Source organism: Rickettsia felis URRWXCal2 (genome assembly GCA_000012145.1).
Classification (GTDB): domain Bacteria; phylum Pseudomonadota; class Alphaproteobacteria; order Rickettsiales; family Rickettsiaceae; genus Rickettsia; species Rickettsia felis.
Genome location: CP000053.1, coordinates 355,074 through 379,719, shown reverse-complemented (window position 1 = coordinate 379,719; position 24,646 = coordinate 355,074). Strand labels below are relative to the sequence as shown.

Genomic DNA, 24,646 nt, shown 5'->3' with positions numbered 1-24,646 from the left:
TTTATTGTATAAGTTAAATTTTATTAAGTTTATACAGATAAATTTATTGACAATTATTAACTTTTGTTATATATTGCTGCACAATGTAAATCTTTACGGTATTGTTATGGCAGAAAAAATTGATAAGAGAGCTTTTCCTAAATTCGATCCTAGAAAGGAAGATAAATTTTTAGAAGACTCTTCACCTCAAACCAAAGCGTACATAAACATACATGAAGCTGGAGGACTAGAATCAGTACACAAATTACCTCCAGAAGTAGAGCGGGAAATAAACTCTAATATAAAAACTAATAGAGTACTTGCACTTTCCGGCGGTGGAATTAAAGGTATATCCGAATTAATGGCGCTTATAGAAATCGAAGAGAGAACAGGAAAATCTATTACTGAACTATTTCCTATTATTTCCGGTACTAGTGTCGGTGGTCTTATCGCCGCATTATTAACAATTCCGAAAGAGCCAGGTTCAAAAGAAGCAAAATATAGTGCTAGAGAAGCCCTTGAGATATTTAAGTCGAGTGCAAATGATATATTTCCTGATACTTTCTTAGGTTCAGTTAAGCAGTTATTTACTCATAAATATAGTCAGAAGCCTTTAAAAGAATTATTAGAAAAATATTTAGGCGATAATAGAATGGATAATACTACTTCCCGCCTTGTTATTCCAGTAAATGATTTGACTACTAACGGTGGAGAATTGGAAATTTTTGACAGCTTTCACGGTTATAGCCCTCATGTTAGGGTAAAAGACGTATTACTTGCAACAACAGCTGCACCTACATATTTTAAACCTATTATGGATAAAGCAGCCGTACAAGGACATGAATATGCTTCCGGCACTCCTTACACATATGCAGATGGAGGGTTAGACGCAAACAGACCGGCAAACGAGGTTTTAAAGTTGCTTAAAAAAGGCTATATACATAAAGAACAAAGTCATATACGCGAAGAAAAAACTCTCACACGTGAAGAACAGAAAGAGATATTAGACAATACTATGGTTTGTGCATTCAATTTCAGTAATGACATCGAACCTACGAGTTCCATACCTAAAATCGGCTTTGACGGGGTAATAGGTTGGCTTGTAAAAGGAAAATTAGTAAGCAGGCTTATGAACAATATGGAAAATTCTTCCACTATCGAGGTTAAAAATGATTTATCCGGTGAAGATGAATTTTTTGAAATAGGGTTACCTATTACTAAAGAGACTGAAAGTTTAGATGATGCAAGTCCTAAAAATATCGAAAAATTAGAAGAAATAGGACGTAAATATGTAGCAGAGAATAGCGAACAAATACAAAGATTATGTGATACTTTAATAGATAATTTAAATAAAGAACAAGCAGCTAATCAACCTGTAGATTTAATAGATGAAGGCTTTGAAGAAGAAGAGGATATAGCAAACAATGAGGATGCAGTTAATACACCGATAGCTCAAGCTCTAGATTCTAAAGATATAAAAGACATAGAACCTGGAAAAGAAGAATTATTAGCAGGTATCAAGGAATTTTTTAATCCATTCATCGAAAAAAATCCAGAAGCAAAAGCAGATATAGAGAATTTTTTACACGAAATAAAAAATTGGACATTAGAAGAAATTGAAAATGGTATTGTTAGTTTTAAAGAAGCTAGCTTAAAATGGCAAGCCGAGCAAAATAGCCTTGATGTATTTAGTAGCTGTAGTATGGAAGCCTTAAAGGAAGAGATGGATCTTGAAGGGATAGACGATGAGGTCTCAAACCATGAGATTTTAGCGTAAAAGCAACACTTGTCATAAATCTTGTGTAAGTTAGATTAGTTATAATAATATTCATACAATATTTCCACTTTATAACTTACATAAATTATATGACTACTCTACCGCATACTATATATAAAAAAAAGTATCATTTATTTGGGTTCGATGGTTTGTTGTAGTTAGCAAATCATACATTATGTCTTTCCATTTTCTCTTTGATAAATCTATAAAATTACCAAATGGCGGACGCAGCTTATAATGAAGTTTTTCGGCATCGTGCTTTAAGTCAAAAAATATTAAATTTATTAATTTTCTTTTTTCTTCAGCAATCAAATCTATAAATGTCTGATAAGCACTAGAAGCAATTTTTACTAAGGAAATCAGTTTTGTACTATCATCTGCTTTATTGCACATTTCAATTTCGTTCTTTATTTCTTGATATTTTTGCGTATATTCTAATAGTTTCCACTCATATTCTTCTCTACTGAATGTGTTATCAGAAAATAAGTCTTTTATTCTATCTATACGCATTTTGAATTCGGCACTTTCTACCTCTAATTCCTGCTTACGTTTTTTGTAATATTCTTGCTCTATATCTATCGAATTTTTTATATAGTTTATTACTTTTTCTAAAAATTTCGGTTCTAATTGCATTGATATTAAAACGCTTTCTATATCATCTAGTACTTTTTTTTCTGGTATATATATTGACTTTTTAGGGTTATCTACATCCCATATTCTTAAGTAATTCCAAACTCCAACATTACCGTTAGCATAAGTTTTTTGTTTAGTATCGGATGTTGCAACTTTACCCGTATTGGCACATTTAATTAATCCCCTAAATATGTAATCTTTATTACTCTCTTTAAATTTATTTCCCTCTTTTAAAACTATTGCACATTTGTCAAATAGTTCTTTTGAAATAATAGGTTCATATAAATGCGGATAATATTTATCACCTTTTTTATAGTACATTACTCCATAGTAAAAGGGATTTTGAATAATCTGCAAAAGATAGGTTGTGCATAAATAACCTTTATTACCTCTTAAATTAGTTAAACCCCATTCCTTTGTTTTTTCTAATATTTCAGGCAAAGTATATATGCCTTTAGCATATAATTCAAATATTCGCTTTATAAGCGGTGCTCTATTAGGATCAATAAATATTCTATCTCTGCCTTTTTTAGTTGTATTCGCATTATGTAAATAACCGACAGGAGGAATGCTAATCCATTCACCATGGTGTAATTTATGCTTAATACTGCAATTCATATTATCACGTGCATAATCAGCACAATATTTTGCAGCTATTATACCTGCATTCCATTTCATTCTTTCGTGCGACATTGAGTATTTATGTATAACAACCTTGTCCAAACAAAAATGCAACTCTATTTTTTCATCATTAATAAACTTCTCAAGCATTTCTAATTCATTAAAACTACGTTGTAATCTAGCTATTTTATCTGCTACTACTGCTACAATTTCTTTTTGGCTTGCAGCAAAATTGATTGCTTCCATAAATTTTTTACGTTTTCCCGTTGTAGCAGATTCAGCAAATTCATAAATTTTTAAAATATCTAAATTGTTATCTGTACAATATTCTTTTGAGTCTAATGTTTGAACTGTAAGTGAATAACCTGACTGCTGCTGACGTTTAGTTGATACTCTTGAGATTATTATTGTTTTTGCTGCTATTTTTCTTTTTTGCATATTAGGCTCTGCGTACGGAAAATTAATTTAATCTATTTTTGCTCTTTTTGGCTCCAGAGTTATAATATTTTTTTGAAATAAAAGCAACTATTTATTGCAAAAATCTTATTAATTTTTGCTCAAAAATATCTAAAAATATAAATAATTTAATTTTCCGTACGTAGAGCCTAATACTTAATTTATTTATAATTTGTGTTTTTTCTTATATAAAACCCAAATGCAATAAAACGAAATAGCAGAGCTAATACTTAAAACGAAGCATAATAAAGCAAAATTGCTTATCGTTTCGCTGTGTATTTTAGAAACCAAATAAGTTACGGCAGCAATAACTACGTAGTATATTGCACCGAATATAGACCCGGCCGTACCTGTTACTTTAGCATAATCCACCAGTGCATAACGAAGCGTCATAGGGATAAGTAGATTATGCCCAACCATATGAATCATCATAGGTACAAATATCATAGCGATTGCAAGACTATGACTTGCTGAAACCACTTCTAATATAAAAGCATTTACCGCAAATAATATACAACCGCACAAACTAAAAATAAATCCTAAACCCATAACTTTTTTATCATGTACATGGCGTTTTTTTATTAAATACCCTCCTAAAAATCCTCCAAAGATAGCGGCAAAAGATAACAAAAACGCTAATTTACCGTAAAAAGATGACGAAACTTTCATTTTATCAATAAAAATAAAAGGAGCTTCTATGAAAAAACCATAATATATGCCGTTAAATGCACCGATGATAAAAGCATATAACCAAAGAATTTTATCTTTAATAATTACCTGCAAAACCTCAAAATATTTACTGCTTTGTGAAAAATCTATATAAGAATTTGTTTCAGGTAAAACTTTATAATATAAAGCTAGTAATATAGTACCGGTAAGACTAAAAAATACAAAAACATAATGCCAGCTTGAATATTCTATAATATAGCCCCCTATAGATGAACCGAGGGAAGGGATAAATAACAGCCACGGAGATAAGCTAGCATAGACATATGATAACTCTGAGCCTTGATAGGAATCTCTAGCCATAGCCTGCCCAATAACAGAACCCACGCTTACACCGAAAGCTTGTACAAAACGAGCTATCATCAGCATTTCTATATTAACTGCAAAAATGCTGATAATTGAAGATATGACATAAATAAAAAGCCCGAGTAAAGCTATAGGTCTTCTACCGTAAATATCCGATAATCTGCCAAGCGTTAATATACCGAGAGCAAATCCTAAAAAATATAATGTAGACGTAGTTTGAGTGATACCGCCGTCAATGCCGAAATATTTGGTTAAACTCGGTAATCCTGAAGTATAAATTGTTTCCGTAGTCGGTGATAAAATAAATAAGCATAGAAGCATCCATGCCGGGATTTTAGCGATTATTTTCATAAGTGTTGTAAACTACATTTTTATGTCATTCTGTTGATTGCAGAAATCAGCTTTGTTGCATGGCTCGTTTATGTCATTCCCGCGTGGCATTGTTACGCGGATACCAACTTGTCATTGCGAGGAGCGAAGCGACGTGGCAATCCAGAAAAAATAATAAAAAAATTCTGTAAATCAGAATTTTTACTGGATTGCTTCGTCGAATTACTACGTAATTCTTCTCGCAATAACGAAAAACCAAGCCATGCAACAAGACCCCGGCTCCGCAGGAATGTCATAAATAAATACTGCCGCTTTTACTGATTAATCCGCTCCAAACAAATTCGTTCCGTAATATTTTTTAATTTTTCTACTCTCTCAATCAAGTAAAGTAACTGCTCTTTATTAATTTTTATCATATCTTGCATCAACGTAAGCTTTTTTTAGTAATTCAAAACATTCTTTTTGTTCTTCATTTGCTTGCGGAAATACTTCCCATAATTCACTATTATAATTTGCTGCTCTGCCGCCTAATTCTTCTATATCATGTAGCTTTGGTTTATAATTAGAAAAAACTAATAAAATGCTACTGTAAAAACTTTCCGTAGCTTGATGAAGATAAAAAGCACTTTTATTTAATTCACCTCTTTCCAATGGATATTTGCAATCAATTAAAAATCCACATCCGCTTCTAAACCATTCTTCATAATAATCTTTAGCAATTTCTTTCATCTCACTCCAAGGCAAATCTTTAGCCTCGCTAAGTTTAAATTCCTCGTTATCATATAAAAGAATACCTTCTTTCTTAATATCAGTGAAAAAATAACGCCCTATTTCTAATTGCCTGTTTACTTCATCTATTGACTCTAGAATTATCGATATTCGTGAATCATATGGGATAATCTGATCTTTTATTACTCCTGTTTTTTAAAATCTTTTATATATATTATCTTTTAATCTTAAAGTAGCATGCCCTTTGTATTTACTTTTCTTAAGGATTATCAAAATATCAGTATCGCTATGGTAACCGTTAGGCAAATCACGTACCCAATCACCTCTTGCAAACGAACCATACAAGATAATCATGGCAATTTTATCTTGTGCAATATCTAAAATTTGGCTTACTATAAAATTAAGCCTTGCTTGGATTTTTAGGGAGCGATCGGGTAAAATTGTTTTCATAATATTACTTTTTTCGGTATTTTAAGTATTTTTCCTTCATTGCGAGCGACCGTAGGGAGCTCGGCAATCCAGTAAAAAATTCTGATGTATAGATTATTTTTTCTAGATTGCCACGTCGCTTCGCTCCTCGCAATGACGATATCCGCTTTTAGCTAGCAATGCCCATAGTAGCTATACATTAAACCTAAAATGTACTATATCTCCATCCTGCATTTTATATTCTTTACCTTCTAAACGCATTTTGCCTACTTCTTTGGCTTTTGCTTCACTACCAAGGTTTATATAATCTTCATAGCCGATAACTTCTGCTCTAATAAAGCCTTTTTCAAAATCGGTATGAATAATACCGGCAGCACTTGGTGCAAGCGTGCCGTCTTTAAAAGTCCAACTATGGGCTTCTTTAGGACCTATGGTAAAGAAGCTTTTAAGGTTTAAGAGATTATACCCCTCTTTAATCACTTTACTAAGCCCCGTTTCCTCTAAACCTATAAATTTTAAAAACTCTTCTTTTTCTTCCATGCTTTCAAGTAAAGCAATCTCAGCTTCTATTTTTGAAGAAATTACGACGCTTTTAGCATTTTCTTTCTTTGCTCTTTCCGCTACTAATTTAGTAAATTCATTACCTATAGCAGCATCTTTTTCAAGTACGTTACATATATATAAAACGGGCTTAGAAGTAATTAACTGCAATTGTTTTAAATTATCAGCTCCTAAAGCTTCATTTAACACTCTTGCAGGTTTACCGTCAGCTAGCACTTTATAAACCTCTTTTAACAATTCTATCTGCTCTGCCATTGTTTTATCACCTGACTTCAAGCGTTTTTCACTTGTAGCGAGTCGCTTTTCGACCGATTCTATATCAGCAAGTATTAACTCTGTTTCAATAACCTCAAGGTCGTGAATTGGGTCGACTTTATTATGTACGTGCGTTATATCCTCATCTTCAAAGCAACGCAGTACATGCAATATTGCATCGACTTCCCTGATATGAGATAAGAACTTATTACCAAGCCCCTCCCCTTTACTTGCACCTTTAACAAGCCCTGCAATATCGACAAATTCAATATAAGACGGAATAATTTTTCCGCTTCCTGCTAAATTTGCGAGTCGTTGCAAACGCTCATCCGGTACTAAAACTTTACTGCTATTAGGCTCAATAGTACAAAACGGATAATTAGCAGCATCAGCTAGCTGACTTGCCGTTAAGGCATTAAATAACGTTGACTTACCGACATTCGGCAACCCAACAATTCCTAGTTTTAGTGTCATAAATCTTTCCTTAAATAATACATTATAGAGTCTTTTTCGTAACCGTGCATAGCAAATTCAATTTTATACCCAAGTTTCTCATAAAATGGTTTTGCTTGGAAGTCCATAGTAACAAGATGAATAAAATTACAGTCTCGTTCACGTGCTAAATCCTCAGCTTTCTGCATTAGTAAAGTACCGTAATTTTGGTTTCTTATATTTTCATTAACAAAAAGTGAATCAATATAAAACCCTCCCCAAGAACTCATACCGCTAATTCCTGCAACAAAATTTTTATCCTGATCTAAACAAGAAAATGAAAAAGATTCAATATCTCCTACTAACCCCTTTTTTTCTCTAGCATCTTTGTTCAAAGCCTCAATAATTATAGTTCTATGAGTTTTATCCATTTCTTCGGCATAAACAATTTCAAAATCTTGTGTCATAAATTTTTTCTGTTTAGTTTTAATATCGTTTTCCCGTCATTGCGAGAAGAATTACAAAGTAATAAGGGCGGAGCAATCTCAGGACTTTGGTACGAGATTGCCACGTCGCTTCGCTCCTCGCAATGACGATTTTTATACAATCTTATTCTTAAATTCTTCTAACTTATTCTCTAATATTAAATCAAAATTATTAGCTATTCTATCTATAGCTTGCAACGCTGTTTCATACTCGGATTTCAAGAAATTATTAAGTACATAATCTGCTACATCCTGATTATTTTGCGGTCTACCTACCCCAACCCTAATGCGATTATAATTATTGCCTATAACACCGTCAATTGATTTTAAACCGTTATGCCCGCCATTACCGCCACCCGTTTTAAATTTTATTCTACCTGTTTCTAAATCAATATCATCATGAATAACAAAGATTTTTGCGGACTGGATATTATAATATGTTTTCACCGATATCACTGACTTACCGGATAAATTCATGTAAGTAGTGGGCTTGATAAAAATTATCTTTTGTCCATCACTAATAGTTTCAGCAATCTCACAATTGAATTTTTTCTTTATACTAAATGATGAATTATATTGGTTTGCTATTTTCTCTATAGCAATAAAGCCGATATTATGCCTCGTATATTGATACTCTTTTCCTGGATTACCAAGACCAATAACAAGAATCATAATAATTTACCTAATAAATAGTAATGGAAAATTTTTGAAGAAATATTAATATGGAAGAAGTATAGAATAATGTCATCCTTAGCTCAGCATTACCTGCATGGATTGGTTTTTCGTCATTGCGAAGAGAATTACATAGTAATTTGTACGTCCGCAATCTCAGGAGTTTGTTATTATTTCATGAGATTGCAACAATGTTCCGCTCCTCGCAATGACTGTTTTGGTATCTTGCCCGCTCACAATGACGATTTAAGTATCTAAGCAAGTCCTTATCGTGAGAATTATCTTACTTCCCTGCTTCAGCGGCTTGTTGTTCACCTTCAGCTTCAGTTTTTGCTCCTCTACGTCCTATAATAGTTGCAAGAACAAATTCTTTTTTAGTAGTAAAACTGCATCCTTTCGGTAATTCTATTTTTGAAGATTTTAGCGAAGTAGCAATAGGCATATTAGTAACATCGATAGTTACGTTTCTTGGGATGTTATTAACATCACATAATAAAGTAACTCTTCTTTTTACTATATTGAAGTATCCGCCTCTTTTAACGCCTAAAGCTCTTTCTTTCCCTTCATATACTACAGGTACTTCCATTTTTTGAGTTTTCTCTTCTAAAAAGACAAAATCAACATGGCGTACTATATCCGTAACGGGATGTAATTCCACAGCTTTCGGTAGTACTTTATATTTTTTCTTATCGATCGTTAGATTAATTAACTGAGAGATAAACGCCGGCTTTCTATAATATTTAGTTATTTCCTTTTCTTCCAAAGAAATACTAACAGGGGTTTTACCCGCTCCGTAAATAATAGCCGGAACACGCCCTTCTCTTCTTAATGCTCTTGACGCTCCCGTACCGAATTCCGTGCGGGATTTCGCTTCAAGTTCTAATATTTCACTCATTATTTCAACACTTTAAACTTAAAAAAGATTATAATAGCTTCAATTAATATAAAATTCAAGTATTTTTAGAATATCTGTGATGGCTTAACGCTTCGATGTCATTCCCGCGGAAGCGGGAATCCAGAAAAATAGCCTTAATATTGGTAAAAATTATATATTTGATAAAACAAACATATAAAAAATAAATTTTTTATATGTCTTACTAGATTCCCGCTTTTAGCGGCGTTGTTGCATGGCTCGACCTCGCCTTTGTCATCTCGTGATTTATTCACGGGATCCAGTTAAAAATACTAATAATTTTAGTATTTTTGGTTGTTTTACTGGATACCGTGGACAAGCCACGGTATGACACTGAGCGGGTTTTTGAGCCATGCAACAATGCCGCTGAGAATGACAAGTGACTTGACAATATTTACTCAATACCTAAAAATTTATGAGTCTGCAACGACAACCTAGCACCGCTTTCTAGTGCTAATTTTACTGCTAACTCATTATTTTCATCATTAAGACTTTGGTCGTTTTGATCCATAGGCTGAACAAAAACTGGTATATTATAAGAGGTTTGCCCTACTTCCGGTATGAGACTATATTCTAAAATATTTTTAGCAATGATAAATTTCACCGCACTAATTTTAGGCAATAAATCTTCTCTTATTTTACTATAACCGTTTTTACCTGCTTTCGGCGAACAAATTATAGACACTTCATTCGGCAAAGAGCGATATAACGTACCGTTAGTCTCTATTTGAATTTTAAAATCTTGGTCTAATAACTTCTGACATAATAATTCTATCGGTTGACGCATAGGCTCCCCGCCGGTTATTACTACTAAATTAATTGATTTTTCATTTTTAGAATTTAATGCCAAACTTTCTACTTTATTTAAAATCTCAGCTATATCTACTAACTTAAAATCTTCAAACTCAGTATCGCAAAAATTACAAGCAAGATTACACCCTCCAAGCCTAATAAAAATCGCAGGGCAACCTACAAAAATACCCTCACCTTGTATAGTCTTAAAAATAGACTGCACCTCTAACTTAGTACCGTCACCGTTTAATATGCTTCTTTTAGGATTTTGTCCGAACATTATTTTGCAACTAAAAACATTAATGATGGCTATTATAGCATAAATAACAATATAGTCTAAATACTTAAATAAGCCTCACAATCAAAATAAGTCTTGCAATAATTAATAAAAAAAACTATTATCTAGTTTTCTATCTGTACGTGGCTTTGGTATGCCTAATTACAGTTTAAATCTAGTAAATACCAATTTAAAGGAATAATCATGCCTAAATTAAAAACAAAATCCGCTGTAAAAAAGCGTTTTAAACTTACTGCTAGCGGTAAGGTTATCGCATCCCAAGCAGGTAAAAAACATTTTATGCGTCGTCGTACTAAAGCTCAAATCCGTAACCTTAGAGGAACTACAATACTTTGTCCTCAAGACGGATATAATATTAAAAAATATTTTCTACCGTACGGTATAAATTAATTTAATTAGGAGCTACAGCAATGACACGTGCAAAATCAGGAAAAATTTCCAAAAATCGACATAAAAAAATCCTCAAATTAGCTAAAGGCTATAGAGGTAGAGCTAATAGCTGTTTTAGAGTAGCTATTGAAAAAGTAGAAAAAGCCCTTCAATATGCTTACAGAGACCGTAGAAATCGTAAGCGTGATTTCAGAGGCTTATGGATTCAAAGAATAAATGCAGCAGTAAGAGAGCATGGGCTTGTTTACTCTCAATTTATGGGAGCTCTTAAAAAAGCAGAAATCGATATAGATCGTAAAGTACTTGCAGAACTTGCCGTCAATAACAGTGATGGATTCGCAAGTATCATAGAGCAAGCAAAAGCACATATTTAAGTATAAATAGTAAACGTCATTGCGAGCGACTGAAAGAAGCGTGGCAATCTCATGAAATAGTCCCTGCGATTGCTTCGTCAAAACTTACAGTTTTTCCTCGCAATGACATTTATTTTGTTACAAGTAATTAATTTTCGTTCGGTATAAATATTATGAAACGTACATTTCAACCTAGCAATTTAGTTAGAAAAAGAAGACATGGTTTTAGATCTAGAATGGCTACTCCAACCGGAAGAGCAATCTTAAGAAAACGTCGTGCTAAAGGTAGACATAAATTATCTGCTTAAAATAATCTGACTTATCAAATTGTCTATTACCTCTTTAAAAAATCAAAAAGAATTTGAGCTTATAAATAAGCTTGGAAAGAAGTTCCATGAGAGATATTTTATTTTGGTAATAGCCAAAAAACTTCCAAAAATCTTCCTTGAATCAAAATATAATACCTTTTTAGGGATCAAAGTTAGCAGAAAGCTAAATAAAAAAGCTGTGGTTCGCAATAAAATTAAAAGACGTATAAGACATTTAATTAGAATTATTGTTAGTGATTCTAAGCTTAAAGCTATAAAATTCGCAATGATTATTATTCCAAGAAAAGGATTTGAAGAGATAAACTTCTCACACTTGAATTGTGAATTAAGTAAAATAATTCTAAGAAATATTTAGATTTTATTGAATGGCTTAACATCGCCCTACGTGGAGCGGTTTTTCCGTCATTGCGAGGAGGTATTACCCGCGTGAACCGAAAAATCCGTTCGGTGTCATACCGTGACTTGACCATGGTATCCAAAAAACAATAAAAATATTAATAATTTTAGTATTTTTAACTGGATCCCGCTACAAGCTCGCGGGATGGACAGAAGCGAAATTGATCCATGCAACAAAGCCTTTAGTCGCGGCTTTGTTGCATGGCTCAAAAATCGTTATTGCGAGTGGGCATTGTTGCGTGGACCTGCTTTTCCGTCATTACGAGAAGAATTACGTAGTAATTCGACGAAGCAATCCAGTAAAAAATTCTGATTTACAGAATTTTTTTATTATTTTTTCTGGATTGCAGCAAAGCTTCGCTCCTCGCAATGACGACTAGGTATCCACGCGGGAATGACATAAAGCAAGCCATGCAAACAAGCCTTTCACGAGAATAATATTGAATTTTATTACTTATGCTCCCTCTATCCCCTCTCCTAATGCCGGCACTTCTTCTACTACAGTAAGTGCTGTATCTATAGTAGTTTCTTCAGACGTAATAGTATTTACAGCAGAATAATTTTTTACTAATTCTATAATTTCCAAATTATGCGTCTCTTCTGCCGTAGAAATAGTATAGCTGTTTACCTCTATAGTAGGATGCTCAAGTACAGCTTTTAGAACATCTAAATCGCCTTTCTCTATTGCTTTATCAAGATTATAGAACTCTATTTTCGTAGTACTATGTTCAAGCACAGCTTTCAGAATAGCTAAATCACCTTTCTCTATAGCCTTATCAAGACTATAAGACTCTATCTTTGTAGTACTATGTTCAAGTACGGCTTTCAGAATAGCTAAATCACCTTTCTCTATTGCTTTATCAAGACTATAAGACTCTATCTTTGTAGTACTATGTTCAAGCACGGCTTTTAGAATAGCTAAATCACCTTTCTCTATTGCTTTATTAAGATTAGAGGAAGCTATCTTTGTATTACCATAATTAAGTAAACAACTTAATAATTTAAAATTTCCTTTCTCTATAGCTTTATCTATACTTAAATCAGTATTTAATCCTTTCTGATTTAACATAGTCTTGACCTTGTCTAGAGAAGATTTATTGAAATTATATGTTTCTAAGGTTACAACTCTGCTAAATACTCTGATTAACTCAGCTTGTGCTAGTTCTTTCGGTTCTGTTTCTATATTTAAATTAAATATTTCGGGATATGATTCATGATATTCCGAATGAATATTTTTATAAAATTTTACAAAAGCTTCATATTTTTTATGTAAAAAAGCCAGCAACTCCTCAATGCTTTTCATGTTTTTAATTTTACCGGCACTTAAAGAAAAATTATGAATTTGATTATCTAATTTATAGCTTATACTAAAATTTGATGCTGCTAATAAATGAAAATTATCACGTATATATTCGATCAGTGAAGAGTCATTTTTTGTTCTAGCATCATAATTATTTTGAGCTAATAGTATAATATTTGCATCACATGCTTTATTATAAGTGCATAACACCATATTTCCCTGTACATAATCTAAATGATGTTGAGCTGCCCCTGAATGACAAGAAAATATATGAACAATATTACAATGATTTTCAGTAGTATTATTTTGTATTTTATTCAGCAGTGTAATATCTAACACAGAAGTTGTATCTTCATCAGAAAATATACTCATTGATAAGTAAGAAGGCTCCGGCATAAAATATGATTTAATTTTCCCCCATAAACCTAAATTAGTAGGTTTATAGAAAAACTCTGATCCATGTGCATTTATAAAATATTCACCCGGCCCTGAAAGTAATTCATCTAAGGTTTTTATTTCCTTGATATCAGGAGTTTTGTTTTTCATACTTACATCCGGGCCTTTAAGCAATATTTTTTGCATATTTACATCCTTATTCAATTAATTTTGTTATCATATTATGCGGTAATTTCCATAGAATATGGTAATTCTTAAAGAAGTCAAGAGAAAATTTAGAGTTGATAATTATAGATAATAGATTACAAATAAAGCGAGAAAGGATAAGATTTAAAAAATCTTATCCTAGTTGAGTATAAAAATAGAGTTTATTAAATCTCCGAATCAATATTTCCCAATATTATTGTATCTGAATTATTATATATATTTTCTTCCGTAAAATTTAAATTGAGTGCAATAGTATTATTTAAAAGAATTTCAGGAGTTATTCCTTTATAATTTATATTTTCTATTATATTTTTTGAAACAATATTTGATCCTAGAGTTAGTGTACCCTCACCTGATATATTTAAAGTGCTTCCTGATCCTATAGTTAGTAGACCGGCAATATTCAAAGATTTTCCTGTTTCTATAATTACGTTAGTATCAGAATTGAATGAGATATTAGTAAGAATCGTATTTGATTCTAGAACAAGTCTAAGAGTATTTATATTCATAGAGTCTAAATGAACATCTAAACAATCTTCAATCTTTATTTCTTTTAAATAATTTTCTTGTGCCTCTTGTGACATTTCAAGTAACTCATTTTTAGCAATAGTCATTTTTTCTGCTAGTTTATATAGATTTTTATCTTTTAAGAGATCTAATAAAAATTTTTTACTAGGTAACAACTGCAATAGTTTCTCATAAGTTATGGTATCGGAAAACCATTTTATTAACTTCCAATTTTCAAAAAAGAATTTTTTATCATTTTCCTCTGTTAGTGTTCTATAGAATTTTATCCGCTCATCATTTACCGTAAAATCCTCGGATAATTTTTTGAGAGTTTCTTCTAATCTACCTAATATTGCTAAATCAAAAAAATCATTACTGCTATGTATTTGGTCATTATTAAGAGTAAGAATTGCACTATTCCCTGCTATTAACTCACATAACTTCTCTAACTCATTACCAACTACGTAATCAATATCTTTAAAACTAAGTTGCTTTTGTTTAAGTGATTTTTGAATATTTTCATTAAGAAGATAAGTTGCTTTTGTATAGTTTATTGCTCCAAGTTCATTTATGCCTTTTTGCTTATCATCTTCATAATAATTACGAGCAATTTCAAATAATCTTCTTACTATAATTCTAGCTTCAATAATTCTATCTTCATTTATGTTATTTTCCCTGGAATAACTACTAGCTAATATCTCTAACAATAGATAATTTGAAATAATAGATTCTATTTCTTCTGCACTTAACATTCCATCTTTAACTAACAAATGCTTTTCGGTGTCAACACCGGTCGAAAAATGATACAGATATTTAATAAGCATCGGCTGAAAAATGATACAGTATCATAAAAAAAATTATCTGATATTTAAGTCATAAAATTATCCTCCTGTTTATTAATAATTTCTATTGGCACAAGACCAGTCTTCTTTTTATCCTTAAGCCTGAAACTATCACCTTTAATATTGAGTATAGTGGAGTGATGAAGCAGACGATCTAAGATAGCAGCTGTAAGAGCACTATCCTGAGCAAGACTATTATGCCATTGTCCAAATGGCAGATTACTTGTAAGAATTATGCTACCCTTTTCGTAACGCTTTGCTATAACTTGAAATAACAGATTAGCTTGTTCCGGTTTTAACGGCAGATACCCAAACTCATCTATTATAAGTAATTTATATGGTAGTATAACTCTTTTGAATATGGAGTCCAGGTTTCCCTGGTTTAGCCCAGCATTAAGTATAAGCATCAAATCTGCAGCTGTTGTAAATTTAGTTTTGATTCCGCATTGTGTTGCTGCATAACCAAGGGCAATAGCTATATGGGTTTTTCCTACTCCAGAAGGACCAAGCAGAATAATATTTTCTTGTCTTTCTACAAAAGACAGAGACCTTAAACCTTCCAAAACCTTGTGTTTTATTCCTGTAGCAAAATCATAATCAAAATCATCCAGCGTTTTGATAGCAGGGAAGCCTGCCATTTTGGTGAGTATTGATTTACTCCTGTGCTGTCGTGCCAATAGCTCTGTTTTTAATATTGACTCCAGGAAATCCGTATAACTTGAGTCTTCTTTACTAGAGGATTGTGCAATATCAAGATAATTTTCAGCTATCTGCATAAGGTTTAAAGAGTGGCACAGCTCTTCTATACGTTGGTGCTGCAGGTTCATAATGCCTCCAGTATACTTTGGTATATGCAGAGGGAATGTTGTAAGGAAACTGTAGAAAATCGTTCCCCTTTATCTCTCATAATCTCTAGTACTGTAGGATGACTACCGCTATAATCCAATGGTAGTGGTTGAAGATGATTCCTTTCAAGTTTTAATCTTTCTGCAGGTATTGCACCTGTTGTTCTATGTACACGCAGATTTGCAGTATCACGTAACCATTTTAGTACCTCCGAATTTGCAGTATCCACATCTAACACCAACTCTGAAGTTTTTAATTTTGTTACTAATGGATTATAAAAGCTTTCTCTTATATATCTGTTAAATCGCTCAACCTTGCCCTTAGTCTGTGCTCGATAAGGTCTACACACTTTTAATCGAAAACTATAATGTTTTGCAAAATCCAGCATGCCTTTATTAAAACGGTGTATCCCAAGGACCATATGTATCCCTATCCAGTATTACTGTCTTCATATTGTCATAAAGTACTTCTTCCGGTACTCCGCCAAAATAATCAAATGCTCGCTTATGGCATTCTATTAGTGTTATAAGTTTTTCATTGTTAACAAATTCTATATAGCTTGCTCGGCTAAATCCTAATGTAGCCACAAAAGCTGATAGAGGATCTTTCCCCTTACGAAATTCTATCCAATCCACTTGCATCTGTTTACCAGAAGCAGTCTCAAATCTTATTATATCCTCCTGTTTAGCTACTGGCTTGATACTTCTTAAATAATCCCTTAGTTGGGTTATCCCTCCTGTGTAACCTAACTCTTTTATCTCCTGAAACAGTACAGTACCAGGTAGAGATACAGGATGGGCTGATTTTATTCTTTCACTCAAGTAGTCTTTATATGGGGCAAGCTTTGTTACCAACTCCGACCTATCCTTATATTTAGGGCTACCATCATATTTTAAATATTTACGTACTGTATTTACTGATACTCCTACTTCTCTTGCTATACTTCTTAGGCTCTTACCATGTTTATTCAATATTTTTATTTCCATTATTTGCTCCAGTATTATCATTATTCATTACCTCCTTATCCAGAAGATATTACTTTAATACTGTATCAATTTTCATCCGTTGCTCTGTATCATTTTACTTCCGTTGCTAACATGATTCAGGCTACGCTTAAGCCGCGTTATGTCTTATCCCCTACCCTTAATTAGTCAAATATTAGCCTTATTCCAATCAGCATTTTTCACACAATAAACTCGTATTCAAGCAGCCCAAGTTAATACTGTTTCCCCTTTACTATCAACTTTGTTTAATTCAGTAATACTCATTTCAGCAATTAATCTTTGAGCTTCTTCTATGTTTTTTGTTCTTATTGCTTCTATTAGCCTATCATATTGAGTTTGAAACCACCATTTAAGCATAATCTACTCCTTATTAAATTCTATAAATTTTAATATTTTGTTAAAATTGAGCTATAGACAGAATCATAGTAAGGAGTTTTAAGAATGCAATAGAAATTTAACTAAAAGTGTGAATAAATGAGTTGAGATTGATTTAAAGGATTTATTAGTGTATAGAGGGTTAGAGGAAATAATAGAACGTTTTAATAAATGATAATAATTACTTTTTTCAAGAGATTTATGAAGATAATAAAATTCTGATAAAAACTAAATTAAATAAAGAGTTAATAAAATGTTAAACGCAAAGAATGTAAATAGTAATATCCCTTTAAAAGTAGCTTTATTTACTTCATTAGGGTCAGGTCTTGAATATTACGATTTTGTTATATATGGCATGGGGTGATATCGATTTACAAAATAAGATATGGAATATATCAAATATTAAAAAAGAAAAATCACGCTATTTATCTCTTACTGATGAGGCAATTCAGATTTTATATAGAAGAAAACAAAAAAGTAATAGCTTATGGGTATTTCCTGCAAAAAATAAAATCAATCATATGGTAAAACCTACTCCAACACTACGGAAAATTGTTAAAGAAACAGGCTATAAAGACTTAACATTTAATAATCTGAGTAAAACCCTAGAAAAATTGACAGATCCATTAAGAGCGTCAATCAAATTATAACTTAATACAATAGACTTCTTTTGAAACTCTACGTCTAGGGGTAATTTATACGTCGAGTAGGTAACCAAGTCTTCACGTACGTTTGTATATGCTGCGGTTCAAGATGAAGTGTCTCTTTCAAATTCCTAATTATAAGCGAATGAGTGTTCACAGATTTTTCACTGCCACCCCACGGCTTAACCATGGGTTCCAAAAAAATGACTTCAATATTGATATAGAAGTTACATATTTGATAAAATAAATCTATAAAAAACAAGCTTTTTATAGGTTTTACTGGATTCTCGCTTCTAGCCAAGAATGACATAAAACGATCCTCGCAACAATGTCGATTAAGTTAGCTAGGATGACAATTTCTCTAACTGAACAATACTTTAAATTATTTACCGACAACTTGTTTTCTTTCTTGCTCTATTTGAGCCATGGCATTCATAAATTCTAATACTCTAGCATCACCAAAAATCTGATCAATAGCTTTATCATTAAAGGTTAGTCCGGTATCTTTACCTTTCACATCAACTACTAAAGATTCACCGTCTTTTAATTCAGAATTTTTACTAAAAGCTTCTATTGCCCTAAAGCCGTATTGCTTAATTACTGAAGATTGTTTTCCTAGGTTTAAAGCAAATTCCTTAGAACCTTCCATTTTATTAAGTACCGGTATTACGGCATTATCGGTATAATTCACAAAATTATTTATAAACGCATTTGGATCCGATAATTTTATTACACTTTCTAGATTCAGAGGATTATCTAAATTAGGCATATCAATATCAATAGCAAAATTAAAATCATCCATAACAAGATTAGTTTTACCGGATAATTTTTTTGCTTCAGGATCAAACTCACCTTTTAAATTAAATTCGGAATTATTTATTTTTGCAAAAACACCCATTACTTTTTCTCCGTCTTCTTGAGTAATAGGGCTAGTTAGTTTAAAAATTTTATCTAATTCGGCTCTTTTATTTAAACCATTACTAAAGTAGCTTCCTAAAGCTTCAACTGCTGTTTTTTGGTATGTTTCAGAAGGTTCTATAGTAGATTTACTATTTAAAGCAAAATCAAAAATTTTATCTTTTTCTATATTTAATTTATATAAATAACTTTCTACTTTTCCTTTTCTTTCAATATCACAAGAGAATAAAAACGGTTTACCTTTTACTAATTCTCCTAACATCTGCATAAAAATAACAGCATGCATATTTTCATCTTGCTTTTGATTTAGAGAAAAGTTTTGAATTAATAATTTTCCAAGAGCTAATAGTTCATCACTATATTTAAGCTTTAATTTGGAATTGTAAGAAATAGGTAAATTCAATATATCTAACTTTGTCAAACCATACTCAAAGGAAGCAGTATCAGAGTCATTAGCTATTTTATCTCTCAAAAATTCAAAAATTTTATCATATAAATTTCCTCTGTAATTTTCAGAAATAAAAGAAACAGTATTTTCTCCATCCAAAATTAACAAATTAAGGTTATCTGATGTTTTAGTATTAGTAATTACAGAATTGCTAATATCACTTTCTGCTAATTTTTCTGCATCTAAAGAACTATAAAGAGTTGATTTATTGTCACTCAAGCTTAATTTCCAATAATCAGGCTCTCTATTAAATAAAGATTTTCTAAACCAAATTGTTGTATGATGATCAGGTGAGTAAAAAATATTTTTTTCATCTTGAGCGATAGTAATCTTTACATCATTTCCGTAAGAATCAATTTTTGTAATATTTAAAAACGGTATATGCCTAATAACTATTTCATCAAAATAAAAATCTATAGGTTTTAACATTACTTTATTTAAAGTAATACTAAATCCATATTTATTAACTTTTATTGAATCATAGGTTACATATTCCCCGTATTCATCAAGAATAGAGATAATATTCTCTTTACTTTGATGTTCAAATTTATAAGCAGCATATCCCCATCCCACTAAGATTAGAGCTATAAAACTTATTATAATAAATCGTATTTTCATCTTTTTTACTGTAAAAAATTATTAAAAATCAAAAATGTTTCCTTGTGTGGATACCAAATCGTCATTGCGAGGAAATTTACAATAGTAAATTGACGAAGCAATCTTGGGACGAATTCCTGAGATTGCCACGCTCACTAACGTTCGCTCGCAATGACGATGAAACCGAACCATGCAACAAAACCGGTACGACATTGGAGTGTTTTTCAAGTCCAAAATAGCATATATTGCTTTAAAAATATATTTATTTTTCTTTTAAACGATCAGCTATTAGCTGATATGATTCAAAAGCTTTATTAGGCTCGTTTTCAAGCAATTCAAATCCCAATTTTTCATTACTGTTAATATGCCATAACCTACAATTATCCGGACTAATTTCATCAGTTAACATAATGATAGATTCTTCACCATTAAACACACGCCCAAATTCTAATTTACATTCGACAAGACGAATCCCGACACCGATAAATAAGCCGCTTAGAAAATCATATATACGCAAAGCTTGCTCTTTTACCGCTTTAATTTCATCCCTAGTTAACCAGCCGAAATTTAATATTTGATACTCATTAACTATCGGATATTTAAATTCACGACTTCGGACCTTAAAATCAATGATCGGTTTATCAAATACATACCCTTCGTCCATACCGAATTCTTTTACAAATCTACCGCACGCTACCGATGATATTATTACTTGTACCGGAAAAACCTCAACATATTGAATTAATTGCTCCCTCATATTTATTTTTTCAATAAAATGATTTTCAATGCCGTTCATTTCCAGTTTATCCATTAGAAAGGAAGAAATATTATTATTAAGTACTCCCTTGCCTGAGATCTCAATAATTTCACCGCTTTCTAAGGTAACATTATCGGAAAAGGCCATTATAAGTAAAAAATCTTCTTCGGCGGAATATAGAATTTTACTTGAACCTTTGTAAAGTTGTGTTTTCATTTGTTATTTTCTCAAAATTCATTTTCATCGTCATTACAAGCGGGCATTGTGACGTGGAGCAATTTTTCCGTCATTGCGAGCATTCATAGAATGCGTGACAATCTCATGAATCAATACTCCTGAGATTGCTTAGTCAAAATTTTCAATTTTTCCTCGCAATGACGGTATCCAAACATAACATTAAAACCCTCTAAGATCATTCGGACCGATAATTGCCGATGTAGTAATACTACTAAATATTTTATTTGCCGTATTAATAATGTCATCGGCTTTTATATTAGTAATAATTTCCATAATCTCTTCAGGAGGAATATATTTACCAAAAGCTGCATAATTTTTACCAATTTCTTCTGATTTATAAGCTACTTTTTCTTGTGCCATCAACAAATTACTTCGTAGTTGCGTTTTAGCTCTAATCATCTCTTCTTCATTAACTTTCTCAGTCATCTTGGTTATTTCGGTTTTAAGCTCTTTGTATAATAACTCCAATTTATCATGTGCGGTACTTGCATAAATAGTAAATACCCCGCTATCAGAATATGTACTATTATAACTACCCACCGCATATGCAAGACCTAATTTTTCACGAATATGCTGAAATAAACGTGAAGACATACCACCTCCAAATATTATAGCAAGTAACTGGGTTCGGTAAAGCCTTTCTAAGTTAATATAAGGCGTTCCTTCAAAACCAAGGATTAAAGTAGTCTGCTCCAAATCCTTATTGATAAAGCTATTACCTCCTATATATTTTGCAGGAAGAAAATTACTTTTTTCTCCTTGCTTTAAAGAAGAAAACAATCGCTCTGCACTACTTACTATTTTATCGTGATCAACATTACCGGCAACCGATAAATACAAATTTCCAGCGTTATAATGTTTATCTATAAAACTCAAAAAATGCTCTTTAGTAAAACTAGATAATGTTTTGCTTGCTCCAAGAATCGGTTTACCGAGCGGCTGATCCTTATAAACACTGCTATAAAACTTCTCATATATTAAATCATCGGGATTATCCTGACTATGGGCTATTTCCTGTAATATTACCTGATATTCCTTTGCTATCTCTTCTTCAGCAAAGATAGAATTTTGTATTATATCGGCAAGTATATTCAGGGCTTTATCGCAATTCTCAGATAATACTCGTGCGTAATATATTGTCTTTTCATGACCTGTATAAGCGTTAAAATGACCGCCTATCTCGTCAAATTCTTCGGCTATTTGTTTTGCCGTTCTTGTTGTTGTACCTTTAAAAGCCATATGCTCAAGAAAGTGGGATATCCCCTCCTCTTCCGAATTTTCGTAGCGACTCCCGACTTTGGTAATTAAATTTATCGCTACCGAATCAACGTAAGGCATGTTATACGTCAAAACCGTTAAGCCGTTTTTCAATTTACTAATGTTAAAATTTTCTTTCATAATCTACTTTTTTAATTTCTAACTCGTCATTGCGAGGAAAAACTGTAAGTTTTGACGAAGCAATTCAGTTTAAAAATGCTAATTTGTAGAATTTTTATTATTTTTTCTAGATTGCCACGTCGCTTCGCTCCTCGCAATGACGTTTTTTGATTTAAGCAACGACTCTCTTAATTTTGCAAGCCTTAGAAATCTTGCAAAGGCAAAAATCATTGAATCTACAAAGCCGTCAAAACCGAATACAAAATAGCGTCTGATAAAAAACGCTTTAAAAAACCACCATATCATTTCAGTTGTTAAACGAAAATTTGAAAGTTTTTTTCCTTGCTTAACTAAATCTTTTGCTTGCTCGCTAGAATAAAAATTTGCTTTAGTTACCAACTGCTCAATTGAAGTACCGGAATAATGATAAGCAGCTTCATTTAATAGATAAATTTTACCTGCAAAATCAACATCTTTGTTAAATACCACCGAATCATGAGTAGTACTATTTACGGTATTTGCAAAACTTGCAAATTTTTTATTATACAACCGAGTACATTTATTAAACGGAGCAAACATTCGTGGCTTTTGGTCATTACGATGCATTATTAACAGCTTTATTTGATAAGCTAAATAACGATCTTGATTATGAGAGGCAAAAATATACTCTATTTCGTCTTGTAACTCTTTAGACAACTCCTCATCAGCATCAATATTAAGAATCCAATCATTTACGCAAAGGCTCTCGGCAAAAGATTTCTGCCCTACATAGCCAAGCCACGGCTTTACTATTACCTTTGCTCCTAATTGTTCAGCGATTGCTACCGTATCATCTGTGCTTTCGCTATCGACTACTATAACTTCATCGACAATATTTTTTACGCTATTTATAGCTCGTGCTATTCTTGCCGCTTCATTTTTGGTAATAATAAATGCTGAGATTTTTTCCATATATCTATACTTTAAATGTCATTGCATATATTCGATGTCATTCCTGCGAAAGCAGGAATCCAAAAAAATATAAATACAGCAATTTTTTAAAATTAAAAGTTCATTCTATCTCGCTTTATTATGGATTCCTGCTTTCGCAGGAATGACATCGAACACTTTTCTCAAACCATGCAACAAGACCTATTTTAGCTAGGAATGACATTACTGCACTGTACTAACAATAATTTTACCCTATAACCCTAAACACCAGCTTAACTATATAAGTTAAAAGTAGCGTGGATAATAATCCGCTGAGCCATAGAATAATAAACCATTGCCACCCTTTTAGACAAGAGGTTATTTTTTTAATATATCGGATGATGAGATGATTTGCCACGGAATATATAATAACAATAGAAAGTATAGCCAAGTATGACAGGTAGGAATATCCCCGCCCCTATCAACAGTAAAGACTGTGACTCCGGTGCTGCTGCTGCGGTTTCGAGCGTAACTTTATAAGGAACGATATATGGCCATATACTTATTGCAAGCCCTAAATATCCTAATAAAAATAACAAGATCGTATAAATAAACGGCTTTACTTCTTTTTTTTGCTTAACGGCTTTAATTAACTTAATAAATATTAAAGCAGTTACAATAGGTACAATCGATAAATAGTGAATATTAGGTACACTAAACCAACGATGATTTATGTGGTTATTTAAGAAAGGAACCCATAAGCTTACAAGCCCCATAAAAAGTGCAACGTAAAATAAAATATATAAGGCAGATTTATAAGCCCAATCTTGTGTTTTCTTTTCTGTTTTCAGAATAAGCCAAGTAGCACCTAAGAGTGCATAACCGAATATTAATGCTATCCCCGTCATAACGGAGAAGGGAGTAAGAAAATCAAAGCTCCCTCCTGCAAATTCTCGTCCTTCTATCTCTATTCCTTGGACAAACGTACCAAGCATTAAACCTTGACAAAAAACAGCAAGCATAGAACCAAAATGAAAAGCGTAATCCCAAATATAACGATGACCTATATGAGCCTTAAAACGGAATTCAAAAGCTACACCTCGAAAGATTAAGCCAAGTAACATCAATGCAATAGGAATATATAAAGCCGGCATTAATAGCGAATATGCCAGCGGGAAAGCTGCAAATAAACCGCCGCCGCCAAGTACTAACCAAGTTTCGTTACCGTCCCAAAAAGGAGCAATAGAATTGATCATTTTATGACGGCAATCATCGGTAGGTGCAAACGGAAATAAGATTCCTACTCCTAAATCAAAACCGTCTAATAAAACATATAAACAAATAGCGGTAGCTATAAGACCACCCCAAATAAGCGGTAAATCTATATAAGGTGCAAAGTTTAACATTAGGTTTTTCTTTA

The 24,646-nt window shown here is 32.3% G+C and carries 23 protein-coding genes and 3 pseudogenes; 6 read left to right on the top strand and 20 right to left on the bottom strand.

Annotation, left to right across the window (positions count from 1 at the left end):
* Positions 1–106: 106 nt before the first annotated feature.
* Complete coding sequence (locus RF_RS01950) at positions 107–1,756, top strand: patatin-like phospholipase family protein (RefSeq protein WP_011270699.1); 1,650 nt, start codon at positions 107–109, stop codon at positions 1,754–1,756.
* A gap of 108 nt (positions 1,757–1,864) precedes the next feature.
* On the opposite strand, the gene RF_RS01945 is transcribed toward RF_RS01950, so the two are convergent.
* From RF_RS01945 to RF_RS01900, 9 genes are all read right to left on the bottom strand, one after another.
* Positions 1,865–3,448 (bottom strand): recombinase family protein, encoded by a 1,584-nt coding sequence (locus tag RF_RS01945; RefSeq protein ID WP_011270698.1) that lies wholly within the window; start codon positions 3,446–3,448, stop codon positions 1,865–1,867.
* A 183-nt stretch (positions 3,449–3,631) separates the two neighbouring features.
* A complete protein-coding gene (locus RF_RS01940) occupies positions 3,632–4,849 on the bottom strand; it encodes a Bcr/CflA family efflux MFS transporter (RefSeq protein ID WP_011270697.1) in 1,218 nt (405 codons plus the stop codon).
* Between the two features lie 381 nt (positions 4,850–5,230).
* Positions 5,231–5,572 (bottom strand): HEPN domain-containing protein, encoded by a 342-nt coding sequence (locus tag RF_RS01935; RefSeq protein WP_011270696.1) that lies wholly within the window; start codon positions 5,570–5,572, stop codon positions 5,231–5,233.
* Positions 5,573–5,752: 180 nt separating this feature from the next.
* Positions 5,753–6,007, bottom strand: coding sequence for a nucleotidyltransferase domain-containing protein (locus tag RF_RS11220; protein WP_011270695.1), 255 nt, complete (start codon positions 6,005–6,007; stop codon positions 5,753–5,755).
* A gap of 171 nt (positions 6,008–6,178) precedes the next feature.
* Positions 6,179–7,276 (bottom strand): redox-regulated ATPase YchF, encoded by a 1,098-nt coding sequence (gene ychF / locus RF_RS01925; protein ID WP_011270694.1) that lies wholly within the window; start codon positions 7,274–7,276, stop codon positions 6,179–6,181.
* Entirely contained in the window at positions 7,273–7,665 is a 393-nt protein-coding gene (locus RF_RS08610; protein ID WP_231564286.1) for a GNAT family N-acetyltransferase, read from the bottom strand. Before RF_RS08610 ends, ychF begins: the two co-directional genes overlap by 4 nt.
* 168 nt (positions 7,666–7,833) lie before the next feature.
* Positions 7,834–8,391, bottom strand: a complete 558-nt coding sequence (gene pth / locus RF_RS01910) for an aminoacyl-tRNA hydrolase (protein WP_011270692.1) — start codon at positions 8,389–8,391, stop codon at positions 7,834–7,836.
* A 283-nt stretch (positions 8,392–8,674) separates the two neighbouring features.
* Entirely contained in the window at positions 8,675–9,286 is a 612-nt protein-coding gene (locus tag RF_RS01905) for a 50S ribosomal protein L25/general stress protein Ctc (protein WP_011270691.1), read from the bottom strand.
* Positions 9,287–9,698: 412 nt separating this feature from the next.
* Entirely contained in the window at positions 9,699–10,376 is a 678-nt protein-coding gene (locus RF_RS01900; RefSeq protein ID WP_011270690.1) for a 7-carboxy-7-deazaguanine synthase QueE, read from the bottom strand.
* 201 nt (positions 10,377–10,577) lie between these two features.
* Between RF_RS01900 and rpmI the strand changes: the two genes are divergently transcribed.
* From rpmI to rnpA, 4 genes are all read left to right on the top strand, one after another.
* On the top strand, positions 10,578–10,784 hold the full coding sequence (gene rpmI, locus RF_RS01895) for a 50S ribosomal protein L35 (RefSeq protein ID WP_004997924.1): 207 nt from the start codon (positions 10,578–10,580) through the stop codon (positions 10,782–10,784).
* 20 nt (positions 10,785–10,804) lie between these two features.
* Positions 10,805–11,158, top strand: coding sequence for a 50S ribosomal protein L20 (rplT, locus tag RF_RS01890; RefSeq protein WP_011270689.1), 354 nt, complete (start codon positions 10,805–10,807; stop codon positions 11,156–11,158).
* 152 nt (positions 11,159–11,310) lie between these two features.
* Positions 11,311–11,445 carry a 50S ribosomal protein L34 gene (gene rpmH / locus RF_RS01885; RefSeq protein ID WP_011270688.1) on the top strand — a complete coding sequence of 45 codons (135 nt, stop codon included), beginning with the start codon at positions 11,311–11,313 and terminating at the stop codon, positions 11,443–11,445.
* Positions 11,446–11,464: 19 nt separating this feature from the next.
* The gene (rnpA, locus tag RF_RS01880; RefSeq protein ID WP_011270687.1) at positions 11,465–11,821 is read left to right on the top strand and encodes a ribonuclease P protein component; all 357 of its coding nucleotides are present in this window, start codon (positions 11,465–11,467) and stop codon (positions 11,819–11,821) included.
* A 290-nt stretch (positions 11,822–12,111) separates the two neighbouring features.
* On the opposite strand, the pseudogene RF_RS11905 reads toward rnpA, so the two are convergent.
* The 6 genes and pseudogenes from RF_RS11905 to RF_RS10455 form a co-directional block, all read right to left on the bottom strand.
* Positions 12,112–12,199: pseudogene (locus RF_RS11905) on the bottom strand (lytic transglycosylase domain-containing protein); the annotation flags it as partial.
* Positions 12,200–12,316: 117 nt separating this feature from the next.
* On the bottom strand, positions 12,317–13,744 hold the full coding sequence (locus RF_RS01875) for an ankyrin repeat domain-containing protein (RefSeq protein ID WP_011270686.1): 1,428 nt from the start codon (positions 13,742–13,744) through the stop codon (positions 12,317–12,319).
* A gap of 185 nt (positions 13,745–13,929) precedes the next feature.
* Positions 13,930–15,042: a hypothetical protein gene (locus tag RF_RS11215; RefSeq protein ID WP_231564262.1), complete on the bottom strand. Its 1,113-nt coding sequence runs from the start codon at positions 15,040–15,042 to the stop codon at positions 13,930–13,932.
* A gap of 98 nt (positions 15,043–15,140) precedes the next feature.
* Positions 15,141–15,941 (bottom strand): IS21-like element helper ATPase IstB, encoded by an 801-nt coding sequence (istB, locus tag RF_RS01855; RefSeq protein WP_011270406.1) that lies wholly within the window; start codon positions 15,939–15,941, stop codon positions 15,141–15,143.
* A pseudogene (gene istA, locus RF_RS01850) lies at positions 15,938–16,967 on the bottom strand (IS21 family transposase). Before istA ends, istB begins: the two are co-directional and overlap by 4 nt.
* Positions 16,968–17,162: 195 nt before the next feature.
* Positions 17,163–17,321: a hypothetical protein gene (locus RF_RS10455; RefSeq protein WP_156110739.1), complete on the bottom strand. Its 159-nt coding sequence runs from the start codon at positions 17,319–17,321 to the stop codon at positions 17,163–17,165.
* Between the two features lie 368 nt (positions 17,322–17,689).
* Here RF_RS10455 and RF_RS01845 point away from each other — a divergent pair, with 368 nt between their 5' ends.
* Complete coding sequence (locus RF_RS01845) at positions 17,690–17,989, top strand: tyrosine-type recombinase/integrase (protein ID WP_041405310.1); 300 nt, start codon at positions 17,690–17,692, stop codon at positions 17,987–17,989.
* Positions 17,990–18,365: 376 nt separating this feature from the next.
* Here the strand turns inward: RF_RS01845 and RF_RS01835 are convergent, their stop codons facing one another.
* From RF_RS01835 to cydB, 5 genes and pseudogenes are all read right to left on the bottom strand, one after another.
* A complete protein-coding gene (locus RF_RS01835) occupies positions 18,366–19,967 on the bottom strand; it encodes a hypothetical protein (protein ID WP_011270683.1) in 1,602 nt (533 codons plus the stop codon).
* Between the two features lie 241 nt (positions 19,968–20,208).
* Positions 20,209–20,919, bottom strand: coding sequence for a phosphoribosylaminoimidazolesuccinocarboxamide synthase (locus RF_RS01830; protein ID WP_011270682.1), 711 nt, complete (start codon positions 20,917–20,919; stop codon positions 20,209–20,211).
* 180 nt (positions 20,920–21,099) lie between these two features.
* Positions 21,100–22,338 carry a M16 family metallopeptidase gene (locus RF_RS01825; RefSeq protein ID WP_011270681.1) on the bottom strand — a complete coding sequence of 413 codons (1,239 nt, stop codon included), beginning with the start codon at positions 22,336–22,338 and terminating at the stop codon, positions 21,100–21,102.
* Between the two features lie 26 nt (positions 22,339–22,364).
* A pseudogene (locus RF_RS01820) lies at positions 22,365–23,268 on the bottom strand (glycosyltransferase family 2 protein).
* 344 nt (positions 23,269–23,612) lie between these two features.
* Positions 23,613–24,632: a cytochrome d ubiquinol oxidase subunit II gene (cydB, locus tag RF_RS01815; RefSeq protein ID WP_011270679.1), complete on the bottom strand. Its 1,020-nt coding sequence runs from the start codon at positions 24,630–24,632 to the stop codon at positions 23,613–23,615.
* Positions 24,633–24,646 lie beyond the last annotated feature (14 nt).